Origin of the sequence: Frankia sp. AgB1.9 (genome assembly GCF_016786355.1) — a bacterium.
Lineage (GTDB): Bacteria > Actinomycetota > Actinomycetes > Frankiales > Frankiaceae > Pseudofrankia.
The window spans coordinates 54,079-70,559 of record NZ_JADWYX010000012.1 but is presented as its reverse complement, the minus strand read 5'-3'; the positions used below and the strand labels follow the sequence as shown (position 1 = coordinate 70,559).

At 72.3% G+C, this 16,481-nt stretch carries 9 protein-coding genes and 1 pseudogene; 1 reads left to right on the top strand and 9 read right to left on the bottom strand.

The window, feature by feature from the left end; translation table 11 throughout:
• Window positions 1–2,104: 2,104 nt before the first annotated feature.
• The 9 genes from I6A60_RS06540 to I6A60_RS06500 form a co-directional block, all read right to left on the bottom strand.
• On the bottom strand, window positions 2,105–3,256 hold the full coding sequence (locus I6A60_RS06540; RefSeq protein ID WP_203019120.1) for an N-acetylmuramoyl-L-alanine amidase: 1,152 nt from the start codon (window positions 3,254–3,256) through the stop codon (window positions 2,105–2,107).
• 779 nt (window positions 3,257–4,035) lie between these two features.
• The gene (trxA, locus tag I6A60_RS06535) at window positions 4,036–4,362 is read right to left on the bottom strand and encodes a thioredoxin (RefSeq protein ID WP_013428268.1); all 327 of its coding nucleotides are present in this window, start codon (window positions 4,360–4,362) and stop codon (window positions 4,036–4,038) included.
• A 58-nt stretch (window positions 4,363–4,420) separates the two neighbouring features.
• Entirely contained in the window at window positions 4,421–5,371 is a 951-nt protein-coding gene (gene trxB / locus I6A60_RS06530) for a thioredoxin-disulfide reductase (RefSeq protein ID WP_203019122.1), read from the bottom strand.
• A 390-nt stretch (window positions 5,372–5,761) separates the two neighbouring features.
• Window positions 5,762–6,943, bottom strand: a complete 1,182-nt coding sequence (locus tag I6A60_RS06525; protein WP_203055575.1) for an anti-sigma factor — start codon at window positions 6,941–6,943, stop codon at window positions 5,762–5,764.
• Entirely contained in the window at window positions 6,933–7,598 is a 666-nt protein-coding gene (gene sigM, locus I6A60_RS06520) for an RNA polymerase sigma factor SigM (protein ID WP_307873550.1), read from the bottom strand. The genes I6A60_RS06525 and sigM overlap by 11 nt, the downstream gene beginning before the upstream one ends.
• Window positions 7,599–7,700: 102 nt before the next feature.
• Window positions 7,701–9,530: a protein kinase family protein gene (locus I6A60_RS06515; protein ID WP_238434892.1), complete on the bottom strand. Its 1,830-nt coding sequence runs from the start codon at window positions 9,528–9,530 to the stop codon at window positions 7,701–7,703.
• Window positions 9,531–9,796: 266 nt separating this feature from the next.
• A complete protein-coding gene (gene murJ, locus I6A60_RS41330) occupies window positions 9,797–12,571 on the bottom strand; it encodes a murein biosynthesis integral membrane protein MurJ (RefSeq protein ID WP_203019144.1) in 2,775 nt (924 codons plus the stop codon).
• Window positions 12,568–15,027, bottom strand: coding sequence for a DUF6049 family protein (locus I6A60_RS06505; RefSeq protein WP_203019146.1), 2,460 nt, complete (start codon window positions 15,025–15,027; stop codon window positions 12,568–12,570). The genes murJ and I6A60_RS06505 overlap by 4 nt, the downstream gene beginning before the upstream one ends.
• 128 nt (window positions 15,028–15,155) lie before the next feature.
• A complete protein-coding gene (locus I6A60_RS06500; protein WP_013428261.1) occupies window positions 15,156–15,626 on the bottom strand; it encodes an NUDIX hydrolase in 471 nt (156 codons plus the stop codon).
• Between the two features lie 252 nt (window positions 15,627–15,878).
• Between I6A60_RS06500 and I6A60_RS06495 the strand changes: the two are divergent.
• Window positions 15,879–16,481: pseudogene (locus I6A60_RS06495) on the top strand (CCA tRNA nucleotidyltransferase); the annotation flags it as partial.

Below are 16,481 nucleotides of genomic sequence, written 5' to 3'. Positions count from 1 at the left end.
TGTCGAAGATGGCTCGGTTTGGGACGTGGCGGGCCAGGCGAACGCCGGATCTCCCTCTCGGTCTGCCGGATGAGCGTCAGGACCGGGTTCGTTCGTTCCGAACTAGGCCACGCGGCGTGGCTGACTCCACTCGTCATCCTGCGCCGTCTCCGTGTCCCTGTGGCGACGCGGCGGGGCTCCGAAATTCCGACAGGCTCCGGGTCGGAAGCGGAGCCTGAACGCGCGAGTGCGGGATTTGCGTGCATGAGGGCTGGATAGTGCCGCCGGGCTCAGGCACGTTTCCAGAGTTCGGGGGTTCGAGGAGTGACCTGGAGGGCTGCTTGCCCTTCCTACGTACCGCAGACCGTTGGTCCGGTGCCCCGAGAGTGGCGTCGCGCGGTGGGGGTGGTTTCACGTGGAACATTCGGCGACGAGCGCTCGCGGGAGGTTTTGGCTCAGGCGGTCGCCCCGACCGGCGCCCGGTCCCAGGGCTCCTTGGCTCGACGGCGGAGAACAGACCTTGCCGCATCATCATCCCGGCGCGCTGCGCCAACGTGGGGGAAGTGTCGCCGTGCCGGCCGCCTTCATGCCCTACGCCTCAGGTCTCCCCAGAGCTGCGGAACGTCGTGGGGTCGTCTTGCGAGCGACCGTTCCGGTGAGGCCTCGTTCGCGGTCTCCCGTCCCCACGGTCCCGTGGCCCCACATTTCTGCGGCTCTGTGCTCCCGCAATCCCGCGCTCCCGAAATCCCACGCTTCCGCGGTGCCGTGCTTCGCAATCCGGCGCCTCCGCAATCCGGCGCCTCGTAGTGCGGCGCGTCTGCGGTGCCGCGCTTCCGTAGCGTGGCGCCTCCGCAGTGCCGCGCCTCCGCAGTGCCGCGCCTGCGCAGTAGTCGATGCCTGCTTCTGCCTGGGTGGCCCTATGCGTGGCGTTGCCGCAGCGGTATGCGGCGCGGCGACGTGAGACCTTCCTCGGTGTTCCACGTGAAACATCGGCGCATCGCCGGACTGAGCCGAGGGCGCCTGGGCGCAATACGGAGGCCGCCCTGGCAGTGGCCACTCACCCGGAGGTCCGTGGATGGTGACGGGCAGAGGGCTGGGCCGCGCTGCGGGCGGCCGATCGGGGGCGCCGTCCGTTAGCCCCTCGATCACGGGATTCCATCCCGGGCCGGACGGGAAGTCGTTGCTCACGTCGCGGTGGCGTTCGTGCCCAGGCCGGAGTCTTCGTGCTGGTCGTGCATCGGCGCCATAAGAGGGCCGTGGCGGCGGGGAGCGGTTTGCTCGGCGCGGCGGCGCAGTAAGCGGCTGCCGAGAGCAGCGCACGAGGTCTCGGAATCGAGTACACCGTCGCCGTCCGCCGGCCCCGCGCCGCGCAAGGGGGAATCGCTGCGATCTCGCGGCGCCTCACGCCGCCGGGACCGCAGAGCCCAGCCCGAGCCCGCTGCGCGCAGCCGCGCCTTGCCGAGAGCAGTCGCGCCTCACCGCGTCGCACAGTCTCGCCTAGCCCCGGGCTGCCTCACCTCACCTCGCGTCGCCGCGACCGCAGGTGCAGGACGCAGCCCCCGCATCGCCGCGCGCGGCCGCGTCTCACCGCGCCTTACCCCGCCTCGCCGCGTCGCGCAGTTTCGCCTAGCCCCGGGCTGCCTCACCTCATCCCGCGCCGCCTCGTGCCGGCGACCGCGGATCGCAGCCCGCTGGACGCAGTCGTCGCCTCGCTGGGCGCAGCCGCGCCTCGCCGCGCCTCGGGCAGTCTCACCTTGCCTCGCGCCGCGCTGCCTCGCCTCGGGCCGCGGTGACGGCACATCGCAGCCCTCGCCGCGCAGCCGCGCCTCACCTCGCCGTGCCGCGCCGCGTGCAGGCACGTCCTCGCCGCGCGCAGCCGCGTCTCACGACACCGCGAGCAGTTTTACCTAGCCTCGCGCCGTGATTCCCGCATCGCTCCGACCTCGATCGCCGGCCTTATCTCGATCCAGGTGGACGGCTCACCCGTGCCGTGGTTGGTGTAGCTCGAAGGCCCCCCATGCCCGGCGAGACCTCGGCGCCCCTCGGGGCTGCCGGCCAGGCGCCGCCACCCACGACCGCCCCACGGGCACCGGCGTCTAATCCGCCGCGCCGCCGAGGTTCGTTCTCAGGATCGTGTGGCGACGCGGGGGACTCGGAGCTGACCGGTCGGGGGGTCCTGCTCGGGCGGGAGGTACAGCCGCTGGATGGCGGCGAGGATGGCCTCGGCGACGTTGGCGCGATAGTCGGCGGACCCGAGCGCGGCGGCGTCACGGGTGTTCGTCAGGTAGCCAACCTCGATCCGGACCGCTGGCATGGTCGTTCGGCGCAGCAGGTCCCACGTCTTGGCATGCGTCCAACAGTCGACCAGGTCCGTCCGGGAGACGAGCTCCTTCTGGATGAGGGCGGCGAGGCGCTCGCCGACCGCGGACGAGCCGCGGGCGTTGCCGAAGTAGTAGCAGGAGATGCCCTCGGCCTTCGGGGAGTCGCTCGCGTCGACGTGGAGGGACACGAGGAGGTCGGCGCCCTGCTCGTTCGCCCGTCGGGCGCGCTCTGCCTCGTCCGGGGACTCGTCTTCGGAGTGGACCCAGAAGGTCTCCAGGCCGGAGGACACCAGCCGGGTCTCCAGCCGGCGCGCCAGGTCGGCGACGACGTCCCGCTCCGTCAGACCGTGGGCCACGACGCCCTGGTCGTCGCCGCCGTGGCCGGCGTCGATCGCCACCAGCATGCCGAGGAGGGAGGGGCCGCGTACCAGCAGCCGTACCGACTCCCGCAGCATGTCGGGGCGACCGCCGGTGACGGTTCGCTCCAGCCGCTTCAGCTCGCGCAGGGTGTGCGGGCCGCATCGCCCGTCCGGTTCGAGGCCTCGGTTGCGCTGGAAGTCGCGGACGGCGGACTCGGTGCGCGGCCCGAAGATCCCGTCGCTGCGGCCGACGTCGAAGCCCATGTTCGAGAGCCGCTCCTGCAGCGCGGCCACGTCGTCGCCGATGAGTGGCTGGCTCGGCGCGTGGTAGAGCAGCCGGTCGCCCAGGCCGTGGCGAGCCTCCTCGAGGGAGCGTGCCGTGTCCGGACCGATGATGCCGTCAACCGACAGCCCGCGACTTTGCTGGAACGCGCGGACGGCACGGTCGAGGTCCTCGTCGAAGAACTCGGCGCCCGTGACGCCAGCGGCCTCCCCAGCTGGCTGGCGCGGGGCGGCCGGAAGAAAGGACAGGAAGGCCAGGGCGACACGTGCGTCGGCCACGCGCGGTCCGCGGTCGCCGAGCCGGAGCAGCTTCACGGAAGACCAACATAGGCGATGCCGCCGATGGTCGCGCTTCGCCTCCGCATCCTGCTGCCGTCGCGGGACGGAGGGAGGCGACCAAGGTCAGGTCCAGCGGGCGAGCGGGGGCGCTCACGGCGGCGGGGCCGCACCAGGACGGCCGAAGGCGGCCGGGGCGCCGCCCGGGCGGCCGAATCCGGCAATCGTCCGATCGCACGCGACGACCCGGTCAGGAACGCCTATTTCTATACTTACAGTAACGAAGCGTGTGCGGCTGAGGTTGCCGTTGGCGGGCGATCGCAAGGGGGGTGGGGTATCCGGGTGGGTTCCACTCCTCTGTCCACGAGCAGCGCTCTCAGGCCCCTTTATCGCGGCTTCCCTGTCGGGCTTTGCGGCCAGTGGCATGGTGTTGTGCGGATGCTGGAAATTCACCGCCGCGACGCGCGACGCGACGCGCGACCGCGGGAGCCTCGGCGACCGAGCGGGTGGCGAGGCCCGGCCAGGCCGCATCGATCGGCGGGCGCCCGCCGAGTCAGAGCCGGCGGCGTGGGCCTGAAATGCGATCGGCCCGCCAGTCTCGCCCAGGCGGGCGGAGGACTGGCGGGCCGAGAGGAGCCTGCCGGGAGCAGACCCGTCGGGCGCCTTGAGAGGAGCGCGTCGCGCCGAGCGGCGGGCGCCGACGATGGGACGCCTCGCTGCGCGGCGGGCGTCCCGCGACGGGAGCGCCTCGCTGCGCGGCCGCGGCTCCCAGTGGCTGCCTTACCCGGCGGCCCGCGGCGGGCCGGCGGGGCCGGGGCTCAGATGTACTCGGCGAGGTCCTTGAGCAGGACGCTCTTCGGCTTCGCGCCGACGATGCTCTTCGCGATCGCGCCGTCGACGAAAACCGCCATCGTCGGGATCGACATGATCTGGTAGGCCCTGGCGGTCTGTGGGTTCTCGTCGATGTTGAGCTTGACGACCCGCAGCTGGTCGCCGTGGGTCGCGGCGATCTCCTCCAGGACCGGAGCGACCATCTTGCACGGTCCGCACCACTCGGCCCAGAAGTCCACCAGTACGGGCTTGTCGCTCTTCAGTACCTCGGCGTCGAACGTGCTGTCCGTCACCGGGGTGGTCGCACCTGCCATCGAACTCTTCTCCTCGGGTCGACTGCGGTTGGTCTCGTCTGCGGGTCGCCTTGTGGTCTTAGGCGCTTTCTTCGTGGGCGGCGATCCAGCGCTCGGCGTCGAGGGCGGCGGCGCAACCGGTGCCGGCGGCGGTGATGGCCTGCCGGTAAGTGTGGTCAACGACGTCGCCGGCGGCGAACACCCCGTCCAGGTTGGTTCGCGTCGACGGAGCCTCGACCAGTACGTAGCCCTCGTCGTCGCACGTCACCTGGTCCCGGAACAGCTCGGAGCGCGGCACGTGGCCGATCGCGACGAACAGGCCGGTCACGTCCAGCTTGTCGTCCGCGCCAGTGACCGTGTCCTTCAGGCGGACCCCGGTGAGCTTGCTGTCGCCCTCGAGCCCGGTGACGACCGCGTTCCACCGGAACTTGATCTTCGGGTTCGCCAGTGCGCGCTCGCCCATGATCACGCTGGCGCGCAGCTTGTCCCGACGGTGGACGACCGTCACGGAGTTGGCGAACCGGGTGAGGAACGTGGCCTCCTCCATCGCCGAGTCGCCGCCGCCGACGACCACGATGTCCTGATCACGGAAGAAGAACCCGTCACAGGTGGCACAGGCCGAGACGCCGCGTCCGAGCAGCTTGCCCTCGTCTGGGACTCCCAGCTTGCGGTAAGCAGAGCCGGTCGCGAGGATCACGGTCTTCGCGTAGTAGGTCTCTTCGCCAACCTTGACGACCTTCGGGTTCGCGGTGAGGTCGACCTCGGTCACGTCGTCCGTGACGAGCTCCGCGCCGAACCGCTCCGCCTGCTTGCGCAGGTTGTCCATGAGGTCGGGGCCCTGGATGCCTTCGGGCCAGCCCGGGAAGTTCTCCACCTCGGTGGTGGTCATCAGCGCGCCACCCGCGGAGACGGCGCCCTCGAACACCAGCGGGTGCAGGCTCGCGCGCGCTGTATAGATGGCTGCCGTGTAACCCGCCGGGCCGGAGCCGACGATGATGACGTCCCGGACCCCGCTGTCCTGCGCTGTCACGCCCTGCTCCCTTCACATTGCGGCCGAAGCCGCTGACACGCTAACCGCGCGGGCCGGCTGGAGATTCCTGCTGGGTTCCTGCCTGCCGCCGGGCGGAACGGTACCGCGCCTCGATCCGTCCGAGCCGCTGGCCCGGGTTGATTCGTCCTCGACGGGTACCCCCGCGGGGCGCCCATCGTGACCGGCGAACGTGCGCCGGCCTCCGACGACCGGTCGGACCGCCGTCGACGCGACTCGACGTTGATGACCCTAAGTCGTCAATATGGTCAAATGTGTCACCGTTCGCCCGAGTCGAATCGGTGCCCGCTCAGTCGCAATATGTAGTGGTTAAGTGCGGCTAAACAGAAGTTAAGTGCCAATAAGCGAGTTCCCCTGCCTCGGCCGGCTCACTCACGCTGCCTTCGTCGACTGTTCGGCGAAGAGCGTCGCGGCGGGCAGGCGCCCGACATCGCAGCCGAGATCGACGATGGTCAGCTGGATCCGGTCCCGGCTCGCCGGGACGAGGGCCGCGTCGGGCGCGGCGGCGGCGGGCCCGGCCGCGGGTGCCGCGGTGCTCTCCGTGTCCGGAAGGTCGAGGACGACCAGGGCGGCGTCGCGGCCGCGGTAGCTGACCTCGTCGACGGCGAGCAGCGGGCCGTGCGCGGTGTCGACGAGCTCCCGGTAACAGGCCAGCAGTGCCGGAGTGGCGACGGCGGCCCACGGTCCGCTGGACGGCGCCGCCGCGGTCGCGGTCGCGGCGAACGGAGCGGTGGCAGCGGGCACCCGGCCTGCGAGCAGATCCCTGGCGTGCTGGGCCACGCTCGCCGGGTCGAGGGCCGCCCGGCTGGTCGCGATCCGGAAGGACTGGACCGAGCCGGCGCTGGCGAGGGTGACCATGCCCTCGGGGGCGGTTCCGGCCGCGACAGCGTTGGGCACGGCGGCGGCCGCCGAGTCCGGGCTGTCGTTCTGATCCGCCGCGACGGCCACCCCGCCGGCGGTGCTGGCGGACGAGGACGAGGACTGCGCGTGGTGCAGGGCGACGACCAGGCCGCCCCCGGCGACCACGACGAGCAGGCACACGGCCAGGAACATCAGCCGTTCGGGCCGCGCCGCGCGGGAAAGCATCGTCGAATGGTCCGGCGGGCGCAGCGAGGTGACACCGTGCGTGGCCATCGGTCGCCGGCGCCGCTCGGCCGATCGGCGTCCAGCGGCCGGACGCCGATCGCCTGGCCCGCCTCGGCGGCCGCCGCTGGTTGACGGAACGGACGGCACCGGCGCCGCGGTCAGCGCCTCCTGGATGCGGCGGGCGACATCCGGCGGCATGCTGACCGGCGCCAGCCGGGCCAGCTCGACCCGCACGCCGCGCAGCGCGACCACAGTCTGCTGGCAGACGGAGCAGCCCCGGACATGACGGTCCACGGAGCCCGGCGTCCGCTCGCCGTCCGCGTACGCGTCCAGGAGCTCGCCCTCCGGGTGGCGTGGCCCAGGCCCGTTCGTGGACTCCAGGGGTCCAGACCCGTTCGTGGTCTCCAGAGACTCCAGCCCGTCTCTGGCCTCCGAAGGCACAGACTCGCCCCGCTCGTCAGGACCCACCGCCGATCACCTCCCGCCTTTGGAAGACGGCGGGGGCGCCCGGCTGGTTCCCTGGGCGCAGGTAGCCCAGCTCGGCCGCGAGCCGGGCCCGGCCGCGCGAGGCCCGGCTCTTGACGGTTCCGACGGGTACGCCGAGCAGCTCGGAGACCTGTGCCACCGGCAGTCCTTCAACGTCGACGAGCACGACGGCCGCCCGAAGCGCGGCCGGCAGCCGAGCCAGCCCGCTGGCGATGTCGAGGCGTAGCTCACCCTCGGCGTGGGCGTCCCGCGGGTCGGGTGGTTCCCGCTCGTCGCCGTCGGGCGTCGTGGGCATGGGGACCGTCGTCGGACGGGCTGCTTGCCGGCGCAGCCGGTCGAGCGCCGCGTTCACGGTGATCCGGTGCAGCCAGGTGCGGACGGCCGACTCGCCGCGGAAGCTCGCCGCCCGCCGGTGCGCGGACAGCATGGCCTCCTGGACGGCGTCCGCCGCGTCCTCGGCGTCGTGCAGGAGCCGGAAGGCGACCGACCAGAGCCGGTCGGCGTTGGCTCGGAACAGCTCGGCGAACGCCGTCGGGTCGCCGGCGACGTGCCGGCGCAGCAGCTCAAGATCCGGGTCGTCGCGCAGTTCGGCCTCGGGCTCGCCGACCGAGTCCGGGGCGTCACCCCGGCCGGACACCTGTGTTTCCCGTGAAACGGACGGGTCGGCCGGGGCCGACGGCTCTGGTTCGTCGGGCTGGGCGGGCATGGCATACGACCGGACGGCGCTTGACGGCCCGGGTCAGGAAAGGAACTTGATCTCGGCGATCGAGCCCTTGAACTTCGAGTCCGCGCCCTGCGGGATGTTCGTCAGCCACACCACCCAGTACCGGTGCGCGCCACGCGGCGAGACGTTCACCGTCACGGTGCCCGATGCGTTCTGCTGCTGTCCGACGACCTGGTAGAGGCTGAGGTCCTGCGTGGTGCCGTCGTACGTGTCGCCCGCGCGGATCTCGAACGAGTCCGGCGCGAGGGTGCCGAGCGTGACGACCACCTGAGAGACGTCATGGCTCTGGCCGAGGTCGAACAGCAGGCCGACGCCCTTCTTCGCGGGCTTCCCGAACGTGTACGGCGGGAGGTAACCCTCGGTCTCCCACTGGGTCGCGGGGTTGCCGTCGTACGCCTTGGGAACCTGCCCGTTGTTCTCGGCGCCGTCGCCGGCCGGCGGCGGGTCGAAGGACGTCACGTTCACCGGGGTGATCGGCGCTCCCGTCGTCGCGGACGCGGAGGCCGACGGGGAGTTGTTGGCGCCGCTGCCGCCGCCCTTGCTGCCCAGCTTGATGCCCAGTACGACGGCGACGACCACGACGACGAGCGCCAGCGCGATGATGACGATCAGCGGACGTCGGCTGGGCCGGTTGGAGCGCCCATGCGCCGCCGCCCGGCCGCCGGACCGCGGGCCGGTCCCGCCCGGGCCCGCCGGCGGGTAGCCGCGCTGCGCCGGCGGATAGCCCTCGTCCTGGTAGCCGTCCCGGTAACCGCGGCCCCTGTCGACCTGGGTCTCGCTCCCGTACCCGCCCCGGTAGCGGCCGCTGTCCTGGTAACCGTCGTCGTCGTAGTCGTTGTAGCCGTATCGGTCGTACTCGTCCTGGTCGGGCGCGGCGAAGCCGGCGGTCGACGGCAGGTTCGAGGTGTCGGGGCCGTAGCCGTCGTAGCCGGTCATGGCCTCGGTGTCGGACGGCTCGTCCCCGAAGGTCATCAGGCCGGTCGCGTGCAGGGCCTCGACCGGGGTGACCGCCTCCAGCTCGGCGATCAGCTCGGCGGCCGTGGTGATCGGCTCCGTGCCGGCCTCTTCGCCGCTGAGCGCGGCCATGGTGATGGCGTCCAGGTCGCGCGGCACCGCGTGGTTGAGCTGACGCGGGCTCTGGAGCCGGCCGTACGTGCCGTAGGGGGCCGGGGGGAGACCGGTGTCGCCGGGCAGCGGCCAGCAGCCGGTGAGGGCCGCGTAGAGCAGGCCGCCGAGGGCGCACACGTCGGTGGCCGCCGTGTCGGCGTCCGTGGGCTCGCCGACGGGCGCCGTGCCGTCGATGCCGGCCAGGACGGCGCCGACCTCCAGGTCGATGACCTTGACCGTGCCGTGGCCCGACACGATGACGTCGCCGGGACGCAGCCCGCCGTGGCGCAGCCCGCGGTCGTGCGCCGCGGCGATCACCCGGGCGGCGCCGAGGACGACTGCGGACGCCTGGTCGGGACGCAGCGGCTGCTCCTCGACGAGCTGGCGCAGGGTGCGGCCGTCGACCCACTCGGTGATGACGTACGAGACCTGACCGTTCTCGGTGTTCGTGACGGTCGCGTCGTAGGTGGAGGCGGCGCCCGGGTGCACCAGCCGGCCGGAGCTGACCGCGGCCTGGAGCAGGGACTGGGCCGCGTCCCGGCGCGCCGGGTCGTCGTCGACGTGCTCGACGACGCGGACCGCGACCGGCCGGGTGAGCACCGTGTCGTCGCCGCGCCACAGGGTGACCGGGCCGCGGGAGCTGAGAACACCGATCAGGCGGTAGCGGCGGTCGAGGACCGACTCCGCGAGCAGCGTGCCGTTGCCGTGGCCGTCGGCGGGGGAGGCGTTGACCGTCATGTCACTGTCGACGTCCGCAGATTGGGGCCGGTTGCCTGCCTCGACCACAACGCCTCCGTCGTCCCAGCTTCATGGCGTCGTCGCCACCGTGCTCGCCTGGCCGTGCTGGTTCCGTATGTCGTCGCGTGGCCTGGCCGCCTGATCTTTGCACGCACGGTGTGGCCGTGTCCGCTGGTCTGGCGGCCGTGGGCTGGCGTTCACCGTTGCTTGCCGGCCGATTGGCGATGTTCCCGGATTAGTCTACGGGGATCGCCGGAGCAGGTCGCTCAGCCCCGGGGGAAACGTCGAGAAACCATCCGCGTCAGCGCCCTGACCTCCGGGATGCCCATCCGGGTGACAGTACCGACGAACAACGGCAGTCCAACTATCGCCCCGGCCAGCACCGCCGAGAACGACCCCACGAACCCGTTGCCGAGGACATTGCGCAGCCCGTGCGCGACGGCGCTCGCCGCCGCCGCTCCGAGGCCGGCGGCGACACTGATCCGCGCGAGCGTCGCGATGATCCGGTCGCCGTCCATCCCGCCGAGCCGCCGGCGCAGCAGCACGCAGGTCACGCACAGACCGACCAGATAACCGACGGTGAAGGCGAGCGCGAGGGCGAGGGCGCGGTGTTCGGGCGGCAGCACGTGGCTGATCACCACGGCCGCCGTCACGTTCGTCGCGACGACTCCGATGTTCACCAGCGACGGTGTCCGGCTGTCCTGATGGGCGTAGAACACCCTCAGGTGCAGCTGGAAGACGGAGAACGGCACCAGGGCGACGGCGAAGGCCGAGAGCGTGTCACCGACCGACAGCGCCGACTGGTAGCCGAACGCGTCGTGGTTGAACACCCCGACCGCGATCGGCCGCCCCAGCGCCAGCAGGAACAACGCGGCCGGCACGATCGCGGTCAGGCTGAGGCGCGTCGCCGTCGACAGATCCTCGAGCACCAGCGCCCGGTCGCCGTCCGCGGCGTGCGCGCTCATCCGCGGCAGCAGCGCGGTGATCACGGAGACGCCGATGATCGCGTACGGCAGCTGGAAGAGTTGGTAGGCGTAGGTGTAGACCGGGAACGAGTTCGTCGCGGTCGACAGGTTCGTGATGACGAGGTAGCCGAGCTGGCTGATGATGACCCAGAGGAACGTCCAGCCCGCCAGCCGCAGCGCCCCGCGCAGACCCGGATGGGTCAGGTCCAGCCGCGGGCGGTAGCGGAAACCGACCTTCCGCAGCGCGGGCAGCAGCGCGATGGTCATCAGCACGACGCCGATGGTCGTGCCGGCCGCGAGCACGAGCTCCTGAGTATTGGTGATCGTGTGTGGGCCTTGTACCTGCGGCGGGTGCGGCCCGGCGATGACGTAGGCGAAGGCCACGCAGGACACGATCACGACGAGGTTGTTCAGCACGGGCGTGAACATCGGCGCGGCGAACGAGCCACGGACGTTGAGGATCGCGCCGATCGTCGCGCCCACGCCGTAGAAGAGGATCTGCGGCATGAACCAGCGCAGGAACGTGGCGCCGCGCGCGCGCGCGGCCGCGGCGTCCGGCCCGGTGGCGTGCAGGTAGCTGTTGACGATCTGGGGCGCCAGGAACATGCCGACGGCGCAGGCGGCGCCCAGGAGCAGGATCATCAGCGTCAGCAGCGACGACGCGAACCTCTCGCCGCCGTCCGGATCCTCCTTGGTGGCCCGGACGAGCACCGGCACGACGACGCTGGTCAGGATGCCGCCGATCAGCAGGTCGTAGACGATGTTCGGGATCGTGTTGGCGACGTTGTAGGCGTTGCTGACCGCGCCGGCGCCGATCGTGACCGCGATCGCGACCGTGCGCAGGAACCCGGTGGCCCGCGAGGCGATCGTGCCCAGCGCCATCACACCGCTGGCCCGGCCCAGGCTCTTGCCGCCCGCCTTGCCGCCGGTCTTGCCGGACGGCCGCTGGGCCGCCGTCCTTCCCTGCGGCGTCCGGCCGGCGGGCCCGGCGGACCCCTGGATTCGAGTCTGCTGGCCCGTCGCACCGGCCCTGGGCTGCGCGCCGGGGTCCCGGCGCGGCTGGGGAGGCTGCTGGCGGGCGCCGGACCGGCGTGGGCGTGGCTGGGCGACCGTCTCGTCGCCGCCGCGGCCGGACGCGCGGGCCACCGCCCGGTCCGTCCGCGCTACCAGGCGGTCCGGCGGGATCGGCCGGCCTTCCCCGTCCGTGCGGGCACGCTGCTGGCGCGGTGGCTCGGGTGGCGGGGTGGCCCGGCGGCCCTCGGTGCGGTGCGCGCCTAGCCGGCGCCCGTCCCGAGGTGGGAGGCGGGAGACGGGCGTCGTCGGGCGGGCCTCAGCGCGGCCGCCCGGTGTCCGGTCGCCGGGCACCGGCGGCGGGCTGCTGGGCGGCCCCGGCAACCGGCCGGTCGGCGGTACTGGCGGCTGCTGGGGCGCGGGAGGCGGCGTGCGCGGGGTCGCCGGCAGGCGGCGGGTCGGCTCCCCGCCCGCGCCCGGCCGGGGACGCCGGTTGTCGCGGTACGGCTCGTCGCGGGCATCGCGGGGCCGCTCGTCCCGCTCCCGGGCCTGCTGGTGGGGCTGGGGTCGCGGCGCCTGCTGATAGCGCTCGTCCCGGTAGCCGGCGTCCGCGCGGCGCGGGTCGCGGTGTCCCTGGTCGGCGTTCGCCGGGTCCTGGTACCCGCGGTCCCGGTAGCCGCGGTCCACGCGGCCTGGATCCCGGTAGCCCGACTCCGGGTAGCCGTCGTCGGCCGGGCGTCCGCCGTCGCGCCCGCGGTCCTGGTATCGGTCGTCGCCGTAGCCGTTCGCCTGCGGGCGGTCGGGCCGGTAGCGGTTCGACGCACGCTGGTCAGGCCCGTACTCGTCGGCGTAGTACGGGTCGACCGGCTGTCGGTCGACCGGGCGTCGGTCGGCGGGCTGTCGGTCTGTGGGCTGTCGGTCGACGGAACGCGGATCCGCCGCATAGGGATCGACCGAGTACGGATCGACGTTGTTGGGGTCGTCGCGGTAGGGATCGTCCCGGCGAGTGGGGCCCCCGCGGCGCCGCGGTCCCCGGGGACCATCGGGGCCGTCGGCCGGGCTCACGGCTCGCTCGGGTTGGCTGGCACCCCGCCAGCGTAGGCCCGTTCGACCTCGGTCCGTTGTGTTCCCGCGGCGTTCGCCTGGATTCGGCGGATGGGCATCGTGGCCCGATCCGCTGCCCCTGACGCGTTCGGGTCCGTCGGGGTGACGTCGACTACTGGTCCACCTGGGCCGTCGTCCGAGCCGCCCCCGTGCCGCTTGCGGCGCGACCGCCTGACCTGGCGCAGGACGACCGCGACGACGAACAGCCCGATCGTGACGTAGGTGATCGCGGTCGCGATCGAGCCGTACGCGGTCGAGCGAACCAGGATCCGCACCGGTTGGGCCGAGAGTCGCTGCCCGTCCGGAGTGAGCACCTGAACGAACACCGGGAACGTGCCGGCGGCGTCAGAGCTGACCGAGATCTCCACCTGCCTGATCGCGCCGGGCTCGACGGTCAGCGCCATCCGGGCCGCCGAGCGCAGCCGGGTCTTGTCGTTCGAGGACAGCGAGAGGATCACGGTCATCGGGTAGGGCTCGTCGCCGCCCTGGCCGCTGACGTTCTGCACGTTCACCGGGACCGTGCCGTTGCGGCTGGTCAGGGTGACCTTCGGCGACGCGACGACCTTGACCGTGCGCTGCAGCAGGTTGATCCGGCCGTCCACCTCCTGGCTGAGTCTTACGGCTCCGGAACGGTCGGGGCGCCAGTCGACGGACAGCGCGGTCAGCAGCGTGTTCAGCATCGGGGCGATGACGGAGGTCCGCCCGTTCGGGAACTTCGAGCCGGCGATCCCGGCATCGGTGAGCGCGCACCGCGCCGGGTCCGACGGGTTGGACGTCTTCCCGGCGTTCGTGATGACGGCGCACAACGCCGGGTCGAGCTGCCTGACCTCGGCGCGCAGATGCTCGACGGCGTCGACGTAGGACGTCGGGATCTCGGAAGCCTGCGCCCAGGCGGGGTAGGTGAAATTGCGCCCGATCCCGGCGGGGCCGAACGCGGCCGTCGTGCCCGTGGACGTGGTGGTGCCGGCGGCGCCCTTAGGGGCGACGGGCAGCGCGACCGGCTGGAAGAACGGCTGGTAGGTAGCGGTCGGGCTGGCCGGTAGGGCGAGGCGCGACAGTGCCTGCAGTCCCCAGTCGTCCGTCGGCGGGCTCCACAGCCGGGGCAGCGCGAGCACCGCGAGCCGGCCGGTCGTCGCGCCGGTCCGCTCGTTGGTGATCGTCGCGAGCTCGGCGAGCACGTCGGCGAGCGCTTGGGGCTGGCTGAGGCCGTCCTGGCTGATCTTCGGGGTCATCAGGTCGGCCAGCTTGGAGTCCGCCGCGAGCACCCGAATCGGGCCGTTCGCCGTGGTTTGCACGGTGAGTGCGCTCGGGGTCTCGGACAGCGCCTTCGAGGTGGCCGGCAGCAGCCGGTCGTCCAGGACCGCGGTGGTCATGCCGACGTTCGGGTGGGCGAGGAACGCCAGCGTCGCGGCGTCGGCCAGGCCGTCGCCCGGGTAGGCCACCGGCGGCAGGTCGGAGACGCCCAGCACGTCCCGCAGCGTCTGTTCACCGGTGTCGACGGCGCCGAGGGCATCGTTGAGCTGACCGCTGTCGTGCTGGCCACCGGCGCGGATGAGTGCGGTGAGGTCGGCGTCGCCCCAGGGGAGCGGGAACACGACGTTGCCCGGCGTCTTGGCGAAGGCGGTCAAACTAGCCAGGAAGTTCTTCGCATCAAGGTTGGCCGGTGCGTCCTTCTTGCCGCCCGGGTCCGCGTAGCTGTATGCCCCGTCGGCCATCTTCTGCACTGCCATGAGCAGGGTCGGGTCGACGGCGAGGGCGATCGAGGACGCCTGGTTGCTGGGGACGGAGTGCAGTACCCGGTAGAGGCGGCCATCAGGCCCCTTCAGCTCGGCGGCGAGCTGGTTGTCGGTGAGCATCCCGTCCGAGCGGATCCGGGGATAGTCGGCGATCGGCAGCACGATGGACAGCGAGGTCGCCTTCAGCCCGGCCTGCTCGGGTGCCCAGACCAGGAATGTGTACGCGGCGCCGACTTCCTTGCCCGACGCCGTGGAGACGGTGATCTTCATCGCGTAGATGGTCAGTGGCTTGTTGGCGATCCGCGGCTTCTGGTTGATCGAGAAGTCGGAGCCGTCGAACGGGACCGGTGTCGTCACCGGGGTGGTGTAGCGGGCCTTGCCGCTCAGAGTCGGGTCGGCCCGCAGCTTCGCGAGCTCGTCCCGGCCGCGTGCGGGGTCGACGCCGCCCTTGATAACCGAAGCCTCGACCGTCAGACCGGTCAGGGGCGTGGAGAGGTCGATGTGACCGTTCAGGGTCAGGGGCTTGTCCGGCGAGGCAATGCCGTCGTACCCGACGATATGGACCTGGTCGCCGGTCGTGGCAGTCGTCGCCGACGAACCTGCCGCCGAGGGGACGCCCGCGGTCGCGCTGGATCCGGGGCTCGCGGTTGCTGTACTGCCTGTGGATAGACCTGTGGACAAACTTGTGGACACTGTGGATGAGGCGAGCGACGGCTCGGCAGCCACACCCACCAGCACCGCGGCCACCATCACTGCGACGACCGTCCGCAGGGACCCGCGGACGAGTGGGCGAGGCCGTGGCGTTCCGCTCATGCGCTGGCCGCCAGCAAGGCGGGAACGTCGTCCAACAGGCGCCGCTCGTCGGCGTACGCGAGCATCTCGCCCACCTGGTCGAGCGGCACCCAGGCCACGGCGCTGACCTCGACGTCCGCGTCGGACAGCTCGCCGGCCGTGCGCAGCAGCAGGTAGTGGTGCACGGTCTTGTGGATACGCGAGCGGCCGGTGACGAACCAGAAGTCGATCGTCCCGAGTGGCGCGACGATCTCCCCGGTCACCCCGGTCTCCTCCGCGACCTCACGGACGGCCGTCTGCTCGTGCGTCTCGCCGCCCTCCACGTGCCCCTTCGGCAGCGACCACAGCAGCCGGCCGCGCCGGTCCCTGCGGGCGATCAGGGCCGCGTTGGCATGATCCGAGCGGACGTCGAGCACCAGCCCGCCGGCCGACGTCTCCTCGACCCGACGCAGCCGCCGACGGCTGCGGGGCGACGAGGTGGGCGGCATTAAACGATCGTACGAGCATTGCCGGGACCGCCCCTCGGGACTGCCCGGCTTGTCCGGTGCGCGGCGGGGTTCTGTCGCCGACGACACCTCGCGCGGGTGACTACCCTGCTGCGTGACCTCCGGGGACGAGCCCCCCAACCCCCGTGCACGGCGCGAGCCCACGGCGGGTCGGCCGATCACCGCTACCCTTAAAAGGTGTCTGTCATCAGTCTCGACAACCCGCGCGACGCCGCGGAGGCCGTGGTGGCCGACATGTTGAAGGTCCCGGCGCTGGCCGACGAGCTGGGCCGGATCTTCGCCGCGCACGGGCACACGCTGCACCTGGTCGGTGGATCCGTCCGGGATGCGCTGCTGGGCGACATCGCCCAGGCCAGACCGGCCTCGTCGGCGCGGCCGGCTGCCACCAAGCCGGCAAGACCGGTCGCCACCACACCGGCGAAACCGGCCGGGGAGCCGCCGGACCTCGACTTCACCACCGACGCGCGTCCGGAACGGGTCCTGGAGATCACCCGCGGCTGGGCTGAGGCGACCTGGGAGGCCGGGATCGCCTTCGGGACCGTGGGCATCGCCCGCGCCGGGACCCGCCTGGAGGTGACCACCTACCGGGCCGAGTCCTACGACCGCGGTTCGCGCAACCCGACCGTCTCCTACGGCGACAGCCTGGAGGCGGACCTGCTGCGCCGGGACTTCACCGTCAACGCGATGGCCGTGTCCGTCCCCGACCACGAGTTCGTCGACCTCTTCGGCGGCATGGCCGACCTGGCCCGGGGGGGGGGGGGGGGCCCCCCCCCCCCCCCCCCGGGGCCCCCCCCCCCCCCCCCCCCCCCCCCCCGGCGCCCCCCCCGGGGGGGGGCC

What these genes read in the sequence shown, in the direction of transcription:
- trxA (WP_013428268.1), bottom strand. Translation starts at nt 4,362, where the DNA reads ATGGCAGGTGCGACCACCCCGGTGACGGACAGCACGTTCGACGCCGAG.
- I6A60_RS06515 (WP_238434892.1), bottom strand. Translation starts at nt 9,530, where the DNA reads ATGACGGTCAACGCCTCCCCCGCCGACGGCCACGGCAACGGCACGCTG.
- I6A60_RS06500 (WP_013428261.1), bottom strand. Translation starts at nt 15,626, where the DNA reads ATGCCGCCCACCTCGTCGCCCCGCAGCCGTCGGCGGCTGCGTCGGGTC.